Source organism: Mesorhizobium sp. WSM4306 (assembly GCF_007003975.1).
Lineage (GTDB): Bacteria > Pseudomonadota > Alphaproteobacteria > Rhizobiales > Rhizobiaceae > Mesorhizobium.
This window is the reverse complement of the sequence record NZ_VFTC01000035.1, coordinates 39,024-58,597: the sequence shown is the minus strand read 5'-3', so window position 1 is coordinate 58,597 and position 19,574 is coordinate 39,024. Positions and strand designations below refer to the sequence as shown.

Below are 19,574 nucleotides of genomic sequence, written 5' to 3'. Positions count from 1 at the left end.
CGCTGTTCAAATGGCCGCTCTACCAGGCCGCCACCGTTCTCGAGCAACGCCAGCGCCAGCGCGGCCGCAAGATCTACAGCCTGCACGCACACGAGGTGGAATGCATCGGCAAGGGCAAGGCGCATGCGCCCTACGAGTTCGGGGTGAAGGTGTCGGTGGCCACCACGCTGAAGCGCTCCAGGGGCGGCCAGTTCGCCCTGCATGCAAAAGCACTGCCCGGCAATCCCTATGACGGCCACACGCTGGCAAGCGTCATCCCCGACATGGAAAAGACCATCGGCAACGAGATCGGCCGCATCCTCGCCGACGCCGGCTATCGCGGCCACAACGCACCGCAGAGCCACAAGCTCAGGGTCTTCACCGCGGGCCAGAAACGCCGCGTCACCCCAGCCATCAAGCGCCAGATGCGACGGCGGTCGGCGGTCGAGCCCGTCATCGGCCACATCAAGAGCGAACACAGAATGGGCCGCAACTACCTCGCCGGCCAGCAGGGCGACACCCTCAACGCCATCCTGGCCGCCGCCGGCTACAACTTCTCCCTCCTGCTCAGGTGGCTGAAGGGGTTTTTGTCGCTCTTGATTGCCCTGCTTCAAATCCGGCCGAAGCCGGTCGCCGCTTAGGGCTCGGATTGTTCACGGTCGACTAGTGAGCACTCTCCAATATGTTAGGCTCTGTCGCAGTAGCGCAACAAGCTCAGTCTTTGGATGGGTGGTATGAGGATGAGACGACTGAATGTGTACAGGCTCAGTCTTTTTATCGAGGCTCTCGTTTTTGTCGTAAGCGCGTTCGGTGCGACGTGGCTTACCAGCTTTGTGAACGCGCCATGGTGGACATATGTGATTATAGCGGCCATCGCTATGGGCATGTTCGTCGCCGTGCGTGGGGTCCTTTCTGAGCCGCAACGTATGGGACTCTTGGCACACAACTCGGCAGCGACCTCTGCGTGAACCCAGACGCCTTGAAAATGTGCCCGATGCGTCCGGATTTTTGGCGGTGATCTTCATCAAATGCGATGAGCTGCAATTTCTGGCGACGGCCACGCTAAGGGCGGGCCTCCAGCACCATGTTGAACGGTGTCTCCGCGGCGCGACGCAATCGCTTGAAGCCGCCGCCGGTCACAACCTTGCGCAGCCTCGCCTCACCGGCCTGGGCTCCAAGCGCGAGCCCGACTTCCTGCGACACGGATGCGGGCGTGCACACGAAAGTGGAAGCGGCATAGTAAACGCGGCCGACGGGATTGAGGTTCGCCGCCAGATGATCATGCGCGAACGGCTCGACGATCATCCACGTGCCGTCCGGCTTGAGCGATCCGTGGACATGGGTGGCGGCGCCCGTCGGGTCGCCCATGTCGTGAAGGCAATCGAAGAATGTGACGAGGTCATAGGTTCCGGGATAGCTCTTGGCGGCCGCCACGTCGAACCGCGTGTTAACGCCGACGCCGGCTACCTCGGCCGCCTTGCGGGCGCGCTCAATCGAAGGGGCATGATAGTCGAAGCCGACGAAGCGCGAATTGGGGAAGGCCTGTGCCATGAGCACGGTCGATGCACCATGACCGCATCCAACATCCGCGACGTCCACGCCGCGTTCGAGCTTCTCGACGACGCCCTCCAAGGCCGGCAGCCAGGAGTCGATCAGATTGGCATTGTAGCCTGGACGGAAGAACCGTTCCGTACCGCGAAACAGACACGCGCTATGATCGTGCCACCCGACGCCCTTGCCGGACTGGAATGCCTGCCTCACCTTTTCTTCATCGAGCCACAGCGCGGACAGGAACTCGAATGCGCCTGCCATGAAGGCCGGGCTGTCTTCATCAGCGAACACCAGCTCTTGCTCGGCGTTGAGATAGAATTTGTCGCTCGCTTCATCGTAGTCGACGTAACCCGCCGCCGCCTGCCCGGAAAGCCATTCCCTTACGAGGCGTTCCTGGGTGCCGGTGCGTGTCGAAAGTTCGGCGGCCGTCATCTTGCCGCCTTCGCGCAATGCCTTGAACAGGCCGAGTCTGTCCCCCAGCAGGACTCCCGCGCCCGTTGCGATCGCACCGAGATCGCCGACCATTTTCCCCAAGAATGCGTCCAACTTTTCCTGATTCGCTTCAGACATCTGAATCTCCCTTTGGGTTCAATCTCTCCAGGCGACGGAGCCGTGCTCGTCATGAGGCGCCTTGAGCATCAGATGCTCGAAGACATGCAGATATCCCCGGCGGCTCATTCCGCGCTGCCGATCCTGCACCAGACCATATGGGTGACGACCGGCGCGGTGGTCGGGAATGACAGCCACCTCCATGCCGTTGAAAAGCAGGAAATCCGTCACTTTGCCCTCGTCGGTAACCGGCGGAGCCGGAGTGGTCGTCACCAGGGCAAGCCCTGTTGCAGCAGGTATCCTTGGGCAGCCTGTCAGAACATCGATGACTCCGGTTGTGGTGCCGGGGTGGGCGATCAGGGGCCAAGTGATTGTTCCGCGGCGGCTGTATGTTGTGGTAAGGTGATCATGCGAACTCTTGTTGGTCGGTCACGTGTTTTGCGGATGACCCGCATGTACTGTGCCAAATGAGAAAACCATTCAAACGCAATCCAGTAGATCTGACTGTATCCGACATTGTCGGAATTTGGACATCGCCGAACGCGAAGCGCTCGGGGCTTGTGACGATACTTGAGCGTGCTGCTTCGGAGGAGGGATGAGCCTCGAACCGGCCGCGAGGCCTTTTTCTGGCAACGGATATTCCGGCCGGGTTAGGCCGCGAGGAAAGCGACGGTGAATAAGAGGTAGAGGACCAACCGTTTTGAGCGGGTAGTTGCCGTGTTGCGCCCCCAGGCAAAGGCCAGCACCACGGAGCAGTATTTCTGGTGGCGATACTACAACGCCTTTTAGTGCCGGTTACCCGTTTTTACCCAGTTGGCCTGGTGCATTCAGAGCGAGCTCGTTGGAAACCGCTTATTGTGGCTATGAGCGAACTCGGGATGGAGGAGTGGACCCAAAAATTGGCAAAATGCCCCAGGGAGGATTACATGGGTCGCTCATTCCCCGTACTCGTTACAGGTGCGCGTCGCTTCGCAAACAGCTTGCTTTTGACTTGGCGTTTTTTGCCGTCTCGGCATCGCTCACTAATTCGGCCGCTGCCGACACCGTGAACTGGCGTCAATTCGAAGGGACCAGCATAACTTGGGCCTACGACATCCACCCCTATGCGGATGCTCTCGCTGCGCAATTTCCGGAGTTCGAGAAGCTGACCCGGCATCAAGGTCACGCCGGAACTCTACCCAGACGATTCTTACTGGAACAAGATGACGATCCAACTGACGACGAAGTCGCCAGCATGGGATGTGTTCGGCACTGGCATTCAGCCCGCGTAGGACCTCGCTCCGAGTGGCGCCCTGGAGCCGCTGGACAAATACCTGAGCGATTGGAAGCTTACCGATGCTGGATACGACTACATTACGTGGACATGATCAAGAAGTGCGCGGCTCCTTCCTTCGCGTCCGGCCGCAGCGCGATGACGATCGACTCAAATATGTTCGGCTTCTGGAACGATGTTGCGGGGAAGCCGGCATCCGGCAAGATCGCCTTCGCTCCGCCGCTGCACGCACCGAGCGCCACGAGCTTGGAGTCTGACATCTGGATCTGGGCTCTCGCCATGAACGCGGCTTCCGAAAAGAAGGGCACGGCCTGGCTGTTCATCCCGTGGGCCACCTCCAAGCAGGTGGCGCTCAAGGGTGCCCTTGCTGGCCAGCTCGTCAATCCGCCGCGCACGTCGACCTGGCAGACGACACCTGGACTAAGTACGCTTCGCAGCCCGAGTTCAACAACTTCGTTGACAGCTTCAAAAAGATACAGGACCAAGCCGCGCTGGCTTTCACACCGCGTGTCGGCTTCGGCGAAGCCATGAACGCATGGGCCGTGGCGATGCAGAAGATGGTAAACGGCGATGACGTCGAGACGACGTTGAGGGCGCTTGCCGAAGAAATCCGCACTGGCCTCTGATCAAAAGGAACAGGGCAGTACTATTGCACTGCCCTGTTCCCGCCAACGGCGGAGATCACGCCGTGTCACCCCAAGCACTTAAACCCAGCGTGCCGATGGCAGCCGAAGGACCTGGCGCGCGCGCCTCGTCCGGTTCGGCTTCGCTGGAGGGGCGTTCCATCGACTGTTTCAGCCTTGCAATCATCCAGGCGCTGGCCAAAAGCCAGATGGAGCGCCGGCTCAGGAACCGGCGCAAAAACTCGAGCCTGCCGGCGCTGATCGAGCTGGTGCTGGCGCGGCCGCTGGTGTCGGCAGGTCTGGTCGCGGCCGAGCTGAAAATTAGCCAGCGCGCTGCGCTCGGGCTGGTGCCGAACTCGGCATCCGTGAGGTGACCGGCAGGGGGCGCTACCGGGCGTGGGACCCCGTTTAGCTGCGGCGGGCTTTGGCGAAAGCGACAGCACTGATGATTTTTGCTGTACGCTCATTCTCCCTCATCTGCGCGTTGACAGAAAACCAGCAGGCGAGGGTCACAGCACGCTGTGCTCCCCGCGATTTCCGGAAAACCAATGAAAAACGACTTTGATCGATCGCGCGGGACGTATCATTCAACCATGTCGAGAACGGGCGTGACGGCACGTACACTATGGACCGAGAGAACTTTGTCTGGCGACTTTGCGCACGCTTGCAAAACTCTTCGGAAAACTTCCTTCTGTTGATCCAATGATCGTAATGAGCTGGAGTGGCATCGCCGCTCTCCTCGGTTCTTGCTCTCTCAGTTGAACTTGATGCTAGCCTGCACGAAAACGCCGTAGCGCTTTGCCTTCCAATCGTCGGCCTGCGGGGAACCACGACCGCCCATTGCCTCTTCGAAATGAGCGGTGCCGTTATTCGCCACGGCCGCAACACCGCCTCGAGCTGGACGCCATGCCCATCGCCGTCTTCGGGAATTAGCTTGATCTTGGGCGCATGTGGTGCTGCTCTTTGCCGTCGAGCCGCGTGAAGAGGAACGCCACGTCACCAGAAAGGCTGAGTCGCTCGGTGAGTTGCGTCTGCCCGGCCAAGCCGAGTCGCAGCGAATGCCAATCGTTGTCCTGGCTGAGAGGTTGACGTAGGTGGGACGGTTGGCACACAGGTTCCCCAGTTGGTCGCCTGCTGCGTGCAACCGAAAGCATCGTAGCTCTCGTGCCAGAAATTGTTGCCAACAAAAGCACCGATGCGGTAGCGCGGTGAGTTCAAGAAATTATATCCAAGATCGGCGGTGAAATAGCTGACGCCGCCCCCGCGCTGATCACTGAATGTGTTTGAGTAGCCCCCCATTTCCGTAAGAAGTCCTCGTCATGAGAAAATCCTCCCTGATGCCGCCCGCACCGAGGAGGCCTTTACGAAAATGCCAGTCGGATTGTGGACTCGAATGCGCGTCTAGATCGTCATAGGTGAGCCGCGAGACCAGTGACGTACCTTTATGATTGTAAAGTTCCTTCGATGCGTTGCCGGTACTGGCCAGTAACGTAGTCCACCCTCGAAGGAAAAGACTGAGGCCGCCGACCCGGCTACCGACGCCGACTCGCAATCACCGGCACTCGACGGCGGTTCGGAACTTCTCGGTGCCGCAGCGCCGGCCAAGCCGGACGGGCCCGGTGAAAAATTCGTCGTCGAGGGCAAGGCGCCCGCTGCTGCGCCCGGCCGCGCCGACGATTTTTCTTGGCCGCCAAGGCGGCAGCCTGCGGCCGGGGCCACAACCGAAACGACCACGGCGATCAGTCCGTAAGCTGCCCGGGGCAGCGGAAGGGCGGAAAGCGCCTTCAGGTGGCCGCACAAGTAGGGTCTCGAGACGGACTCAGCGCGGCAGCACGCTCGATCCCATCAGCGCCTCATCGATGGCGCGCGCCGCCTGGCGGCCCTCGCGGATCGCCCAGACGACCAGCGACTGGCCGCGCCGCACGTCGCCCGCCGCATAGAGCTTTTCGACGCTGGTCCTGTAGTCCCGGTCATTGGCCTCGACATTCTTCGAGCGGCGGCTGTCAATGGCGATCTTCATCTGGCCGGCCAGTTCCGACACCGGCCCGCGAGCGGCTGGCCCGGCAAAGCCGATGGCGATGAACGCGAGATCGGCGCGGATGACGAATTCGGTGCCGGCGATCGGCTTGCGCTTTTCGTCGACTTCGCAGCATTTGACCCCGGTCAGCTGGCCGTTTTCGCCGATGAATTCAAGCGTCGCCACCTGGAATTCGCGCTCGGCGCCTTCGGCCTGCGAGGATGACGTGCGCATCTTGGTCGCCCAGTATGGCCAGACCGACAGCTTGTCTTCCTTTTCCGGCGGCTGCGGCCGGATGTCGAGCTGGGTGACGCGCACCGCGCCCTGGCGGAAGGCGGTGCCGACGCAGTCGGAGGCAGTGTCGCCGCCGCCGACGACGACGACATGCTGGCCGCCGGCGAGGATCGGATGCGACGGCCACGCCACCGACTGGATCGGTTCGCCGCCGACACGCCTGTTCTGCTGCACCAGATAGGGCATCGCGTCATGCACGCCGCCGAGATCGTCGCCGGGAATGCCGGCCGCGCGCGGCGTTTCGGAACCGCCGCAATAAAGCACGGCGTCATGTTCGGCGAGCAGCTCGGCAACCGGCTTGTCGACGCCGACATTGACGCCGCAATGGAAGGTGACGCCCTCGCCCTGCATCTGCTCGATGCGCCGGTCGATATAGTGCTTCTCGATCTTGAAGTCGGGAATGCCGTAACGCATCAACCCGCCGGGCCGGCTCTCGCGCTCATAGACATGGACGTCGTGGCCGGCGCGGCCGAGCTGCTGGGCAGCCGACATGCCGGCCGGGCCGGAGCCGATGACGGCGACGCGCTTGCCGGTCTTCTTCTCCGGCGGATAGGGCCTGATATGGCCGGTCTCGTAAGCCTTGTCGGCGATCGCCTGCTCGACCGTCTTGATGGCGACGGGGATGTCCTCGAGGTTCAGCGTGCAGGCTTCCTCGCAAGGTGCGGGGCAGATGCGGCCGGTGAACTCCGGGAAATTGTTGGTCGAATGCAGGTTGCGGATCGCATTGTCCCAGTCGCCATTGTAGACGAGGTCGTTCCAGTCCGGGATCTGGTTGTGGATCGGGCAGCCCGTCGGCCCATGGCAGAACGGAATGCCGCAATCCATGCAGCGCGCGGCCTGTTTCTCGACCTCTTTGTCGGACATCGGCAGCGTGAATTCGCGGAAATGCCGGATGCGGTCGGAGGCCGGCTGGTACTTGTGCACCTGCCGGTCGATTTCGAGAAAGCCTGTTACCTTGCCCATAGTCCAGTTCCTGCTGTCCAGATGGTGCGCCTGGCGACGCCCTGCAGCTGGATCAGATGGGGCATCCCGTCCACACATGGGCCGCACCAAGTTGCCCAAAATTCGACTATGTACACTTGCCGGGCTCAAAGCTCGTGAGGGGCTCGCCATGCAGCCAGTTCTCGACTCTAATCGAAGGAGCCGGGGACTCCATCTGCAATACCACGTTGCGGTCCAAAGCTATTTCCAAAGGTTTCTGCACGAGCTGGTTTCCTCTCAGAGACGGCACACGGGTTCAGGGAGGAGCGCATCGCTCGTCTTGCCCCATTGAGTGCAGTCACAGTCACTCAGTCTCAAAAGCCATGCCAACGCGCTCAGCGCGCAGTTAGCGCCCATTGCTTCGAAAAACCTCGTCAGTGCCCAGATGTTGGTTGTAATGAACCTGACATTTGTCTGACGCTGTCAGCTTTTGGACACGCGATCACGCGCTTCGTGCCGCCAGATGGCCAGGCCGAGCCCTGTGTTGCCAGCGGTCGCTTCGATGATTGTACCGCCCCGCGCGTGCCACGCTGTTCGGCATTAACGATCATCGACAACGCAATGCGATCCTTGATCGATCCGCCGGGATTCTGGCTTTCGATCTTGACGAAGCGACGACACCTGCCGGTATCGAATCTCTTCAGTTCGACGACCGGCGTCTCCCCAATCAGATCGAGCACTGACAAATGGCGGACGCAGGCGAGAGGACGCCTTTGTCGACGGTCGGCGGAACATCTCGAGGCTCATGCGGCTGCGGTCTCCAGAATGTCGGCATAGTGCCGTTGCGCAATATCGGGATGCGAGCGCAGTCGGCTCTTCAGCAGTTGCGGAACAGGGGATTGTCGGGGTCGCTGGCGGGGCACCCGCTTCGGCAGCCAGTTCAGGCGGCAGGTCAAGAAACCGTATGTCGGCATCAAGCCGCGCGCCGAAGAAGAAGGGAATAGAAACAGTGCCCTTCGAAAGACCCAGGGCGACGGAAATCATTGCATCGGGCGAGTTCATGCGCCTGAAGCAGCGCTGGCTGCAACTGCTTCATAGCGACAGGCGGGCGGAGACTCTAGCGGGGCTTTCGCCGCTTGGTTGATTGAGGCTCTCGACGAAGCCACTAAGATTCGGCGGCCGATAATAGCTTGCTGCTCATTGGGACGCCGACCAACGCCGGGATTGAGAAAGGCAACCCTGCCCCACAAGGCGGGTGTCACACGTGCGGTGCGTCCGCTCGTCGCGCCGGATGGTCTTTGAGACCTGGGTTCACGGCTATTCAGATGCACCCCTGTCGGCTTTTCGGTGCAGGCCGCCAGGCGGCGTGTTGCAGCAGCGGTAATTAGTTTGAGAGCGTGCGAGCACGGGCTGCATAGTGAGATCATTTGCCGGCGTGGGGACCAAGGTGTGGCGCAGCCTTAGAGAACTCAACACCGAGACCGGAGCAACGGAGACGGCTCTTTCGTCGAGACAGTTTAATTGGAAGGCCGAGAAGCACCGGCTGGGTAGCGTCACGCCGCATCATTCTTTGCGGAGCTGGAGCGCGCGGGATCGCTGGAGCGGCTGGTGAAAGCGGTTGCCGGGGCGCACGCCAACAACAACACGTGAGCTGGCGCCTCGTGTGGCAAAAGGAGGGGGCGAGAGCCCATGGCCTGCAATGAAGCGATCAAGCATTGCGATCGTGGAACCAAGCTGCCTAGTCGACCATCCGGACCGCGGCCTTCAAGCCAGCTCGCCTTGGAATCGGCCTTCCAGGAATCACCGTCAAGGCCGACTCACGACCTTTTCGCCATGAGCCGCGAAGAGGGCATTCCGCCGGAAGCCGATGGCTGCCTTCTCTCGTTCATCGACGGCTATGTGGTGAGCGGCCATGTGCCGGTCGGCACGGTCAACAAGCTCTTGACCGAGCGGCCCGACATCAAAGGGCATGACGCTGCCCGGCATGCCGATGGGCTCCCCCGGCATGAGTGGCACGAAGGAAGCGCCCTTCGAGATTCTCGAAATCCGAAAGTCTGACGCGACCGGCGGCATCTACGCCACGGAATAGGAGGCTTCGATGATGGAATGCATGAGCGGCATGATGATGTTCGGCACGGGCCTGGTGTGGCTGCTTGTCGTCGTCGTGCTCGTCCTCGGGACGGCCGCGCTGATCAAATACCTGTTCTCCAGCGGCGGCAAAGGAGAAGGGCGTCGGTCCTCTTATCGATGCGTGGCCGCGGCAGGCCTCGGATTGGTCTGGACATTGCCTTGGCTCGCCAACCGGATGGCCGCGCCCCGGCCGCGGCGATAGCGCTAGGCAAGACGGTTTTAGCCAGGCGAAGGTCAGCGCGATTGGAAAGCCCGCTGCCTTCGGGACGCATGCCGGCGCCGGGACCGGCCGCGGTCGTCGGCGGCGGCTACCAGAGCGACATGCCGGGCTTCGGGAATGTCCTCACCGACGAGGAGATCCGGGCCGTTCTGGCCTTCATCAAAAGCACATGGCCCGAGCGGGAACGCGCCTATCAGGCAGATGAGCCGCCGGGAGCGGGAGCAGACACAGTGAGACCAATCCTAGCCGCGGAGCCCTCGAACGCCCCCAACCGGAATGCATTGTCCATGAAAGCGAAACCGTCGCTTGCGATTCAATTTCTGGCGCTGATCCTCGGGACCTCCGCGCTGGCCCACCATCCGGGCGCCGATCTCGACAAGATGAGGGACAGCGCGGAGAGGTTCTTCCAGGCGATCGACGAGCAGGCCGCGCCGCCTTTCGAACTGGCCGACGCGGACGGAAGGGCCGTCCGCCTTCCGATCTCTCCGACAAGATCGTGGTGCTCTACTTCATGACGAGGTAACCTTGGAAGAAGAAGGCGACGGCCACTGGCGGCAGGATGGCAAGCACGCTGGCCGCAAAAAGCGGCCCATACTCATAGAAGCGGGCCGGTTCTGTCGCAAATCGTGCTTTTGGCCACAACTGGACGCTTTCGCGCGCTTATGGACCAGCTCACATGACAGGGCTCGACGTGCCCCGGGGTGGCGCCCTACTTCCACGCTCGCACTGTCACACTCCCGCCGAAAGGCGGGTTTAGTGAGTTATGGCAGTGACTGTGCCACCAGTCCAAACGTCGAGTTTCGCGGCAACTTCGACGCTTTCCTTAGCTGACTTGCCCAAAACCAGCGCGGCCAAAGCATACTGCTTGCCGCTCCCGATGGCATAATATTCACCTTTCACGGGATCACTTGGCAGCCAATTGCCGTCCAACAATACGGCTTCCCCATTTTTGCGCACTATCAGCGCCTCAAATTCAAAATTGTCGTCGTTGCGCGGCACAGGAATATCAGAAACATCCATGCCCTTCTCAACCCAGTCTCGAACGGCCTTTGGAATACCCAAGGACGAAGAGGAAACGCCGATGAGTGTGCCGTCGCATAAGCGAAACACCTTCGTTTTCTCACCGACGGATACTGAGTCAAAACCCAAGGCTCGGCCGTCGCCAGCCATGGTTCCGTTCCTGTAAGCTATTGTTGTCATTGGCACCCTTCTATCGCTGCATCAAACTTCAGGACCTTGCGCATGTCCCCTGTGTCAAGGTCACTGACCGACGGCCTATTTGCCTGATACACGATACAGGCTGCGCTCCTTGAGTTCGCGCACGGGTGGCCGTCATCTTGCCGCCTTCGCGCAATGCCTTGAACAGGCCGAGTCTGTCCCCCAGCGGGAATGACAACCACCTCCATGTCGTTGAAACGCAGGAAATCCGTCACTTTGCCTCGTCGGTAACGGGCGGAGCCGGAGCGGTCGTCACCGGGCAAGCGCGGTCGCAGTAGGTATCCTGGGCAGCCCGTCAGACATGGATGGCTTCGGTTGTGTCATGCGACTTCTTGTTGGTCGGTCACGTGTTTCCGGATAACCAGCATGCGCTGTGCCAAATGAGAAAACCATTTAAAGTCAATCCAGCAGATCTGACTGTATTCCGACATTGTCGGAAATTGGACATCGCCGAACGCGGGCGCTCGGGGCTTGTGATGATACTTGGGCGTGCTGCTTCGGAGGAGGGATGCGCCTCGTACCGGCCGCGAAGCCTTCCTGCATTTAAGGCGCCAGATCAATTGAACGCGATGCCGGGCAGCGTCGCAGCGGCTAAGCCAGCCACTCGCATTGCTCCCTGACAGGATGGTGCCGATCCTGCTGAGATCGCATGCTGGCGCGACGTTGCTTTGCGGCCACCGTCGCGCCTGCCCGTGAACTGTTCGCGCCTGTGCTCATGCTCGCCTTGACACCCTCGATGGGTCCATCCGGGATGGTCAACCATCCGGAACATAGCGGGCAGGCGGGCATCTTCACCAGCAGTCTCTGTGTCGCTCTCGTGGCGGCAAACAAGATCGAGGCTGGCGGGGTGATGATCAACGGTCCTCGAACCATCGATTTTGATCGCGGTGGCCGTTCAGTGCGTTCAAGCACGAGGCGCCGTTAGACGGCACCGCAGCATCATAGCGAAGTGCCATGCAGGACGACTCCCTGCAGCATCGTCTCGCGCAGCCAAACACTTGCCGGATCACTGTTGTGAACGGCCGGGCGTTTGACGGCCTGTGACGCGAAAAGGCAACGGAAGATCTAGCATTTATGGGGGAAATGTTTTTTCGGAGTGCTTGACCCGCAGGAAGGGCAGGGCATGACTGCCTATCGCCCGACCCGGCAAGGCCGCACTCATGACCGGCTGGGCTCGGTTAATCCTGCATGCCGCGCCCATGAGGTTACTTGTCCGGAGTGCGTCGAGCACAACGAGGAGATGTAGTTCACGATCTTTGAAAAGCGTGGTCAACCATCCAAAGTGTGGATGCCTTTCATCGAAACAAACGATTTCATCAATGTTCTGGAATCCTGCATGGGCAGAAGCACCTGATGGACACCGATGCCCCCACTGCCTCATGGCGTGGCGAGCGTCTTAAGAAACCGCCCGAAAGGAGATTTTTCATGCGCTCTACCGGGCAGTGGAGTGCTGGGAAAGGGAGTTGCAACTGACCGGCCATGTCAAACTGTCCGACTTCTTCCGAGCCTATGGACAGACCGGGAGACGCGCACGTGTAGCGGCTCACATCGTCATACTGCACCTACGCCACACACCGGCCGGACCTGATCCGGCTTTATGAGCATTGGGTTTTGTCAGTTGCCCAAGCGTGATGGCTTTCGCGACGCGGCGCGCCTCAGGAACTGAGCCGCGTCCAGGTCGAAACGCGGGAAAGAAAGACAGGAAACAGAATGGCCGATCAATTCGCAACGGACGTCATTGCCCTGATCAAGAAACGCGCCGAGTCGGAGAGCGGTGAGGGAATGCCTGCGTCATTCGTCGGCGAGATAACAATCGCCACGGAACTGGACGCGCTCGGGTTCGATTCGCTGGGTTTGGCGGACGTCCTCTGGGATGTGGAGCAGGCCTACGGCATCAAGATCGACATGAACACGGCCGATGCCTGGTCCAATCTCAAGAATGTCGGCGACGTCGTGGAAGCCGTCCGCGGCTTGCTTGCGAAGGAGGCTTGAATGGACAGGCGCGTCGTTATCACCGGAGTGGGCGGCCTGTGCGGACTGGGCACCGAGGCCGCCTCTATGTGGAAAGAGATGCGCGAAGGCCGCTCCGCCATCGGCCCGATCGCCAATTCCGAGCTTCATGACCTGGAGGGCATGACCGGCGCTGAGATCAAGGCGCTGCCCCAGCACGACATCAACCGGGGGCATCTCATCTCCATGGACCGCTTCAGCTTGCTCGCCGTGCTTGCAGCGCGCGAAGCCATGCGGCAGGCCGGACTTTCCTGCGACGAGGGGAATGCCCATCGCTTCGGCGCGACAGTGGGCGTCGGATTTACCGGTTCGTACGCAACAGAACAAACTTACCGCTCACTGCTTTTGGGTAGCGCAATCCGTGCTGAACTCTTCACTGGAGTAAAGGTGATGCCCAGCGCCGCTTCCGTCCATCTTAGCTTGAGCCTCGGCTTGCGCGGGCCGGTCTTCGGGGTGACCTCCGCATGTGCCTCGGCCAACCATGCGATCGCCTCGGCGGTGGACCAGATCAAGCTGGGCCGGGCCGACGTAATGGTTTCCGGGGGCAGCGACGCACCCTTCGCATGGGGCGTGCTGAAAGCATGGGAAGCAATGCGCGTGCTTTCACCCGATACCTGCCGGCCCTTCTCCGCCGATAGGAAGGGCCTGGTGCTGGGCGAGGGTGCGGGCATGGCCGTGCTGGAAAGCTACGAGCATGCCACGAGGCGTGGTGCCACAATTCTTGCCGAGATCGCCGGCGTCGGCCTTTCCGCCGATGCCTTCCACATTGCCGCGCCATCTGTCGAGGGGCCAGCGTCGGCGATGCGCGCCTGCCTTGCCGATGCCGGGCTGAATGCCGAGGACGTCGACTACCTCAACGCGCACGGCACCGGTACCAAGAGCAATGATCAGACTGAAACGGCGGCGATCAAGCGTGTGTTTGGAAACCACGCTTATTCGATGTCCATCTCTTCCACCAAGTCCACGCACGCGCATTGCCTCGGCGCAGCGAGCGCGCTTGAAATGATCGCCTGCGTGATGGCAATCCAAGAGGACGTCGTGCCGCCGACCGCCAACTATCGCGAGCCAGATCCCGCTTGCGACCTCGACATCACACCCAATGTGCCGCGGGAGCGCAAGGTGCGCGTCGCCATGAGCAACGCCTTCGCCATGGGCGGTACGAACGCAGTTCTGGCATTCAGGCAGGTGTAGAAGCCATGCAAGACGCCTCATTTGAGGTCACCTGTCGTATCTAGCTGCTTGCCGGACCACTATGTAAAGCGAGCGCTATTGGCTGCCTCTGCGATGCGGGAATTGGCAGCGGACGTCTCTCGATCAAACAGGCATCTTGCTTGTAGAATTCTTTTAATCGTGAAGCGGCGCGAGTGCGCTATCCGTTGAGGTGAGCAAGGCCGGCGCCCTGGGTGAGCGCTGGTGTCGGGTGGTGGAAAGTACAGGGGGAGCTGTGTGGCCCCTCTTTCTCGGCCTCGACGATGTGCGAAGGAGCCTGCGCGGCGAACGGGCCAACGCCCCAGGCTCAGAACCTGGGCGAACCTAACTCCCGCCAAAGGACAGCCCAGAGCTGGATACACGAAAGAGATACTGAACCCGCGAATCAGATTCTGATCAATCGTCGTGTCTGAGCTCCACTCGGCTCTTACGGAGATAATCGCGCGGCCCGGCAACGGCCGCGCGTGCCGCGGGCGTGAGCTTTGCGCTTCGTCAGAAGTGCCTCGAGCGTGACGACGATAATTGACCAGCCATATGGAACGCATTCGCCCAGTTATCCAAAGCGTGGATACCTTTCATCTAAACAAAGGATTTTACCGTTTTTGCTGCAGGTCCCATAGAAGCGCTTCAAGTTGGAAAGATAGGTAGTTCCGATGGTTGCGTTGGATCTGAGGAGCATCATCTGGTGTGCGGGGCGTACAAAGTCAGTCGCATCTGCATTGCGGCTTGGTCTTTCGGCGGTCCCCACAAGTTACGCCCCGTTGGCGCGACGCCAATTATTTAATCAATGCTTGGACATTTATCTCAACCAGACAGCTACAAGGTGAGGTCTTCCATGCGTCCGAATGTCGAGTGGAAGTTGTGCTGGGAAAATGAGCTGCAACTGGCCGACCATGTCGAACTCTCCGACTTTTTTCGAAAGACCTATGGACGGACTGGCGCCTTCAACGCGGAGCCATTCGAAGGCGGCCGCAGTTGGGCCGGCGCGAGGCCGGAATTCCGCGCAATCGGCTACGACGCGCATGGGGTAGCGGCTCACATCGGCATGCTGCGGCGCTTCATCAAAGTTGGCGAGGTCGACTTGATCGTCGCTGAATTGGGCCTGTACGCGGTTCGTCCGGATCTTGAAGGGCTCGGAATCGGTTTTTCGATGCGCGTGGCGTACCCAGTGCTCCATCAGTTGGGTGTTCCATTCGCTTTCGGCACGGTTCGGCACGCGCTGCGAAACCATGTCGAAAGATTCTGCAGAGCCGGCCTCGCGAACATTGTGTCGGGCGTTCGCGTACGGTCGACCCGTCCAGATGTGCATCCCGACCTGCCGCCCACGCGCCTGGAAGACGTACTCGTGTTGGTTTCGCCGATCGGACGCTCGATGGACGAGTGGCCGTCTGGTACCCTGATCGACCGGAACGGTCCGGAACTATGAAGCCTCTGGACTACATATGCGAAGGGCAGAGTGACAATGCCGATCGCATTGCAGAGCGCAGCGTCTATCTGACGTTTGACGACGGTCCCAATTCATTTTTCACACCGCAGATACTCAATGTGCTGGCGCAACATCAGGTGCCGGCGACCTTCTTCGTTGTTGGGGCCTACGCGGCCGACGAGCCGGAACTCGTTCGCCGAATTATTACAGACGGCCACGGTATAGCCAACCACACGATGACTCATCCGGACCTAGCTAAATGCGGGTCCGTCGAAGTCGACTGCCAGATAGTTGAGGCAAACAGAGTCATAGGGATGGCTTGCCCGCAGGCCATGGTTCGGTACTTTCGTGCACCCTATGGCATCTGGACCGAAGAAGTAATCGCTGCATTAGCGGGTGAGGCATTGGCGCCCGTCCATTGGTCCATTGATCCACGCGACTGGTCTCGCCCCGGCGTTGACGCCATCGTCGACAGAGTGCTCGCCGATATCCGGCCGGGCGCAATCGTGCTGTTGCACGACGGGTGCGCTCCCGACGAATTGCAACCAGGCAATCAAGCCAGTCTGCGCGACCAGACGGTGACAGCGTTGTCACGCCTAATTCCAGAATTGCACGGCCGCGGATTTGTAATCCGATCACTTCCTCAACATCCCTGAACAAACAGAGATCCTATGGACCTTCTCACCACAGCCAGTACTGTTGCCGTTTCGTCTTATGCGGTGCTCTCGACTGTTTACAGAGGCATGCAAGCGGTCTACTCCCAACCGGAAAATGTTACGCCGCCGTCGGAAAGCTTGTTCGGATCCGACCGTTGGCCGAGCGTGGATGTCATTATCCCCTGCTACAATGAGGACCCGCGCACACTCGCGGCGTGTTTAGCTTCCATTGCAAATCAAGATTACTCCGGAACATTTCAGGTCTATCTGGTTGACGACGGTTCTGGAAATCGTAATGCCGTCATCCCGGTACATCACGCCTACGAGGGCGACCCGAGATTCAATTTCATTCTGCTCCGCGAAAATGTTGGCAAACGCAAGGCGCAGATCGCCGCCATCCGCCGCTCATCTGGAGATTTCGTGCTCAGCGTCGACTCTGACACGACACTTGCGTCCGACGTCATCACGAAGCTTGCAGTAAAAATGCGGGATTCCATGGTCGGAGCGGCCATGGGCCAGCTGACGGCATACAACCGCAGCGACACTTGGTTGACCCGATTGATCGATATGGAATACTGGCTGGCTTGCAATGAGGAGCGCGCGGCGCAAGGTCGCTTTGGTGCGGTCATGTGCTGCTGCGGCCCATGTGCAATGTACCGCCGGTCTTGTCTCCTTTCTCTGCTGGATCAATACGAGACGCAGCTGTTCAGGGGGAAACCAAGCGACTTCGGTGAAGACCGTCATCTTACGATCCTCATGCTGAAAGCAGGCTTTCGAACCGAGTACGTTCCAGGTGCCGTCGCGGCGACAGTCGTTCCGGACAAGATGGGACCTTATTTGCGCCAACAACTCCGCTGGGCACGAAGCACTTTCCGGGACACGATGCTTGCGCGAGGTCTACTGCGTGGCCTGGATCGCTATCTAACTTTGGATGTGATGGGAGAGAATCTCGGCCCATTGTTGCTCGGCATCGCGGTAGTAACGGCGCTCGGTGAGTTACTATTTTCACATACAGTAAATTGGTGGACGGTGCTGGCTATTGTCACGATGACCATAATCAGATCTACGGTGTTATCTTTCCGCACTCGGCAGCTTCGATTCATCGGCTATTCAATGCACGCGTTAATCAGGATATTCCTGTTGATCCCCTTGAAGGCTTACGCCCTGTGTACATTGAGCAATAGCGATTGGCTGTCGCGTAAAAGTGTTCCCCTGCCCAACAGCAGCACAAAGGAAATCACAAGCGCGATGCCGCTTGGCGGAGCAAATGCTGCGGGCAATTCTGGAATTGCGGAGTCACTTCATACTGCAGATCTTTCGCTCACAGCTAGTGAAGTCTGACGGCCTTGCAGCGCCGAGTGACCGAGTAAGTTGTGTCAGTCGACACGGGGTGAAGCTTGTCGAGTTACCTATGGTCAGAACGGGGACTATGTGGAAGCGACACGTGGCATCTTGACGTTATTCTTTGGCGGAAGCGATACACACGTCGCTCCGGCCGCGACTTTCCAAAGGTGTCATCTCAAGGCGGTGGCCTGCTCTGAACCAGAATTCGCAAGTAAGCTGCCGGTGGCCAATCGGACTCATTCCGCTTGAGATAGACGCATGTCCAATGTAGCAATCGACCTTACCGGCGTAACCAAATTATTCGGAAACAAGCTCGTTGTGGACGGGCTGTCCTTCACCGTTGCATCGGGAGAGTGCTTCGGTCTGCTGGGGCCTAACGGCGCAGGCAAGAGCACGATTGCGCGTATGCTCCTCGGTATGACCCGGCCTGACGCGGGTGATATAACAGTCCTCGGTCTACCAGTGCCGGCACGCAGCCGCTTGGCCCGCAAGGGCATAGGCGTGGTCCCGCAGTTCGACAATCTCGACCTGGAATTTACGGTACGTGAGAACCTGTTGGTGTTCGGGCGCTACTTCGGCATGAGTACAAGAGAGATCAACGCCGTCATCCCACGGCTGCTCGAGTTCGCTCGCCTTGAGAGCAAGGCGGATTCACGTGTCGGCCTGCTATCCGGCGGGATGAAGCGGCGCCTGACGCTGGCACGTGCTCTGATCAACGACCCCCAGTTGCTTGTGATGGATGAGCCCACGACCGGCCTCGACCCGCATGCCCGCCATCTGATCTGGGAGCGACTTCGTTTCCTGCTGGCGAGCGGAAAAACGATCATTTTGACCACCCATTTCATGGAAGAGGCTGAGCGGCTTTGTGATCGGCTGTGTGTTCTCGAGCGGGGACGCAAGATCGCCGAGGGCAGTCCTCATGCGCTGATCGACGAGTACATTGGGTGCAACGTGATCGAGATCTTCGGCGGTAATCCACAGGAGCTGATTTCGCTGATCAGACCGTACGTTCAGCGTGTCGAGGTAAGCGGCGAGACGCTCTTTTGCTATGCGCCTGAGCCGGAGGATGTGCGCATCCAGCTTCGCGGTCGAGCGGGTCTGCGTATTCTAGAGCGTCCACCCAGTCTGGAGGACGTTTTCTTGCGGTTAACCGGACGTGAGATGGAGAAGTGAGCAATGGGTGAACGTTTTGCGGCCGCTCTACCCGCCAACGCCTGGAACTGGATGGCGGTGTGGCGCCGCAATCATCTGGCATGGAAGAAGGTGGCATTTGCTTCAATGCTCGGCACCCTTGCTGATCCGATGATTTACCTTTTCGGGCTCGGCACTGGCCTTGGACTGTTGGTAGGCCGCATCGAAGGTGCATCCTACATCGCCTTTCTGGCAGCCGGCATGGTTGCGACGAGCGCGATGACAGCATCAACCTTCGAAACAATTTACGCGGTTTTCGGTCGAATGCGCGATCAGGGCACTTGGGAAGCAATCCTGCACACACAACTTACCCTCGGCGACATCGTTCTCGGTGAATTGACCTGGGCAGCCACAAAGGCTTTTCTGGCCGGTACGACAATTGCGATTGTTGCGGCCGCGCTAGGTTATGCCGCGTGGACGTCGGTTCTCTACGTGCTACCGGTCGTCGCTCTCACCGGATTCGCCTTTGCGAGCCTGGCCATGCTCGTCATCGCGCTCGCGCCCAGTTATCACTATTTTATTTTCTATCAGACGCTTGTCATCACACCCATGCTGTTCCTTTCGGGCGCGGTTTTTCCAGTCGGCCAATTGCCAGGAGTGTTTCAGCAGATTGCGGCCTTCTCGCCCCTGGCGAATTCTATCGAGCTAATCCGTCCGGTGATGCTCGGCCGCCTGGGCGACAATGTAGGGCTGCATATAGGCGCACTTTGCATGTTCGCTGTATTGCCTTTTTTTCTGTCGGCTGGACTGTTTCATCGACGACTAATGCGTTGACGCTTGCTTACACCCATTAACCAGAAGGAGGTCCGCAATGCCGGATGCAAACTGCCCACAGCGGCCCGGAGGCATGCGTATGCTAGGAATCGCGAGTGGTACAACGCCGAAGCCGGGCGCCACCCAGCCGCTGCAGGCACCCGCCCAGCTTCGCGACCACACCTCGAAGAACAGGCTGGATGGTGAGGC

16 protein-coding genes and 6 pseudogenes are annotated in these 19,574 nt (G+C 59.8%); 14 read left to right on the top strand and 8 right to left on the bottom strand.

Going from position 1 to position 19,574, the window contains the following annotated elements:
- A partial coding sequence (locus FJV77_RS28555) for a transposase (protein ID WP_142869745.1) occupies positions 1 to 620 on the top strand: 620 nt, incomplete at its 5' end.
- A 421-nt stretch (positions 621 to 1,041) separates the two neighbouring features.
- On the opposite strand, the gene FJV77_RS28550 is transcribed toward FJV77_RS28555, so the two are convergent.
- From FJV77_RS28550 to FJV77_RS33160, 3 genes and pseudogenes are all read right to left on the bottom strand, one after another.
- Positions 1,042 to 2,100 (bottom strand): class I SAM-dependent methyltransferase, encoded by a 1,059-nt coding sequence (locus tag FJV77_RS28550; RefSeq protein ID WP_024504268.1) that lies wholly within the window; start codon positions 2,098 to 2,100, stop codon positions 1,042 to 1,044.
- 57 nt (positions 2,101 to 2,157) lie between these two features.
- Positions 2,158 to 2,379 (bottom strand): annotated as a pseudogene (locus FJV77_RS28545) (insulinase family protein); the annotation flags it as partial.
- A gap of 1,053 nt (positions 2,380 to 3,432) precedes the next feature.
- Entirely contained in the window at positions 3,433 to 3,675 is a 243-nt protein-coding gene (locus FJV77_RS33160; RefSeq protein WP_224571023.1) for a hypothetical protein, read from the bottom strand.
- A 365-nt stretch (positions 3,676 to 4,040) separates the two neighbouring features.
- On the opposite strand from FJV77_RS33160, the gene FJV77_RS33415 reads away from it, so the two are divergent.
- Both FJV77_RS33415 and FJV77_RS33155 read left to right on the top strand, forming a co-directional pair.
- Positions 4,041 to 4,349 (top strand): helix-turn-helix domain-containing protein, encoded by a 309-nt coding sequence (locus FJV77_RS33415; protein ID WP_236473435.1) that lies wholly within the window; start codon positions 4,041 to 4,043, stop codon positions 4,347 to 4,349.
- 1,181 nt (positions 4,350 to 5,530) lie between these two features.
- A pseudogene (locus FJV77_RS33155) lies at positions 5,531 to 5,725 on the top strand (DUF459 domain-containing protein); the annotation flags it as partial.
- A 69-nt stretch (positions 5,726 to 5,794) separates the two neighbouring features.
- Here the strand turns inward: FJV77_RS33155 and FJV77_RS28525 are convergent.
- From FJV77_RS28525 to FJV77_RS33150, 4 genes and pseudogenes are all read right to left on the bottom strand, one after another.
- On the bottom strand, positions 5,795 to 7,249 hold the full coding sequence (locus FJV77_RS28525) for a glutamate synthase subunit beta (protein ID WP_063169408.1): 1,455 nt from the start codon (positions 7,247 to 7,249) through the stop codon (positions 5,795 to 5,797).
- 41 nt (positions 7,250 to 7,290) lie between these two features.
- A pseudogene (locus tag FJV77_RS28520) lies at positions 7,291 to 7,454 on the bottom strand (thioredoxin domain-containing protein); the annotation flags it as partial.
- Positions 7,455 to 7,732: 278 nt separating this feature from the next.
- Positions 7,733 to 8,002, bottom strand: a pseudogene (locus tag FJV77_RS28515) (pyridoxal-phosphate dependent enzyme); the annotation flags it as partial.
- Positions 8,003 to 8,010: 8 nt separating this feature from the next.
- Positions 8,011 to 8,215, bottom strand: a pseudogene (locus FJV77_RS33150) (isopenicillin N synthase family oxygenase); the annotation flags it as partial.
- Between the two features lie 801 nt (positions 8,216 to 9,016).
- Here FJV77_RS33150 and FJV77_RS28505 point away from each other — a divergent pair.
- The 3 genes and pseudogenes from FJV77_RS28505 to FJV77_RS33410 all read left to right on the top strand — a co-directional run.
- Positions 9,017 to 9,296 (top strand): annotated as a pseudogene (locus tag FJV77_RS28505) (DUF411 domain-containing protein); the annotation flags it as partial.
- 9 nt (positions 9,297 to 9,305) lie between these two features.
- Positions 9,306 to 9,539: a hypothetical protein gene (locus FJV77_RS33145; RefSeq protein ID WP_127312611.1), complete on the top strand. Its 234-nt coding sequence runs from the start codon at positions 9,306 to 9,308 to the stop codon at positions 9,537 to 9,539.
- Positions 9,540 to 9,580: 41 nt separating this feature from the next.
- Entirely contained in the window at positions 9,581 to 10,072 is a 492-nt protein-coding gene (locus tag FJV77_RS33410) for a cytochrome c (protein ID WP_244514239.1), read from the top strand.
- Between the two features lie 238 nt (positions 10,073 to 10,310).
- Here FJV77_RS33410 and FJV77_RS28490 read toward each other — a convergent pair whose 3' ends face one another.
- Positions 10,311 to 10,727: a hypothetical protein gene (locus tag FJV77_RS28490; protein WP_063169404.1), complete on the bottom strand. Its 417-nt coding sequence runs from the start codon at positions 10,725 to 10,727 to the stop codon at positions 10,311 to 10,313.
- Between the two features lie 697 nt (positions 10,728 to 11,424).
- On the opposite strand from FJV77_RS28490, the gene FJV77_RS28485 reads away from it, so the two are divergent.
- The 8 genes from FJV77_RS28485 (at position 11,425) to FJV77_RS28450 (ending at position 19,385) form a co-directional block, all read left to right on the top strand.
- Complete coding sequence (locus FJV77_RS28485; protein WP_063169403.1) at positions 11,425 to 11,700, top strand: hypothetical protein; 276 nt, start codon at positions 11,425 to 11,427, stop codon at positions 11,698 to 11,700.
- 785 nt (positions 11,701 to 12,485) lie between these two features.
- Positions 12,486 to 12,767 (top strand): acyl carrier protein, encoded by a 282-nt coding sequence (locus tag FJV77_RS28480; RefSeq protein WP_029356603.1) that lies wholly within the window; start codon positions 12,486 to 12,488, stop codon positions 12,765 to 12,767.
- Positions 12,768 to 13,976 carry a beta-ketoacyl-[acyl-carrier-protein] synthase family protein gene (locus tag FJV77_RS28475; RefSeq protein WP_063169402.1) on the top strand — a complete coding sequence of 403 codons (1,209 nt, stop codon included), beginning with the start codon at positions 12,768 to 12,770 and terminating at the stop codon, positions 13,974 to 13,976.
- A gap of 853 nt (positions 13,977 to 14,829) precedes the next feature.
- On the top strand, positions 14,830 to 15,420 hold the full coding sequence (locus FJV77_RS28470; RefSeq protein WP_063169401.1) for a NodA family N-acyltransferase: 591 nt from the start codon (positions 14,830 to 14,832) through the stop codon (positions 15,418 to 15,420).
- A complete protein-coding gene (nodB, locus tag FJV77_RS28465; RefSeq protein ID WP_063169400.1) occupies positions 15,417 to 16,076 on the top strand; it encodes a chitooligosaccharide deacetylase NodB in 660 nt (219 codons plus the stop codon). Before FJV77_RS28470 ends, nodB begins: the two co-directional genes overlap by 4 nt.
- A 15-nt stretch (positions 16,077 to 16,091) precedes the next feature.
- The gene (gene nodC / locus FJV77_RS28460) at positions 16,092 to 17,417 is read left to right on the top strand and encodes a chitooligosaccharide synthase NodC (protein ID WP_063169399.1); all 1,326 of its coding nucleotides are present in this window, start codon (positions 16,092 to 16,094) and stop codon (positions 17,415 to 17,417) included.
- Between the two features lie 261 nt (positions 17,418 to 17,678).
- Positions 17,679 to 18,593 (top strand): nodulation factor ABC transporter ATP-binding protein NodI, encoded by a 915-nt coding sequence (gene nodI, locus FJV77_RS28455; protein WP_024505873.1) that lies wholly within the window; start codon positions 17,679 to 17,681, stop codon positions 18,591 to 18,593.
- 3 nt (positions 18,594 to 18,596) lie between these two features.
- Complete coding sequence (locus FJV77_RS28450) at positions 18,597 to 19,385, top strand: ABC transporter permease (protein ID WP_063169398.1); 789 nt, start codon at positions 18,597 to 18,599, stop codon at positions 19,383 to 19,385.
- Positions 19,386 to 19,574: the final 189 nt, after the last annotated feature.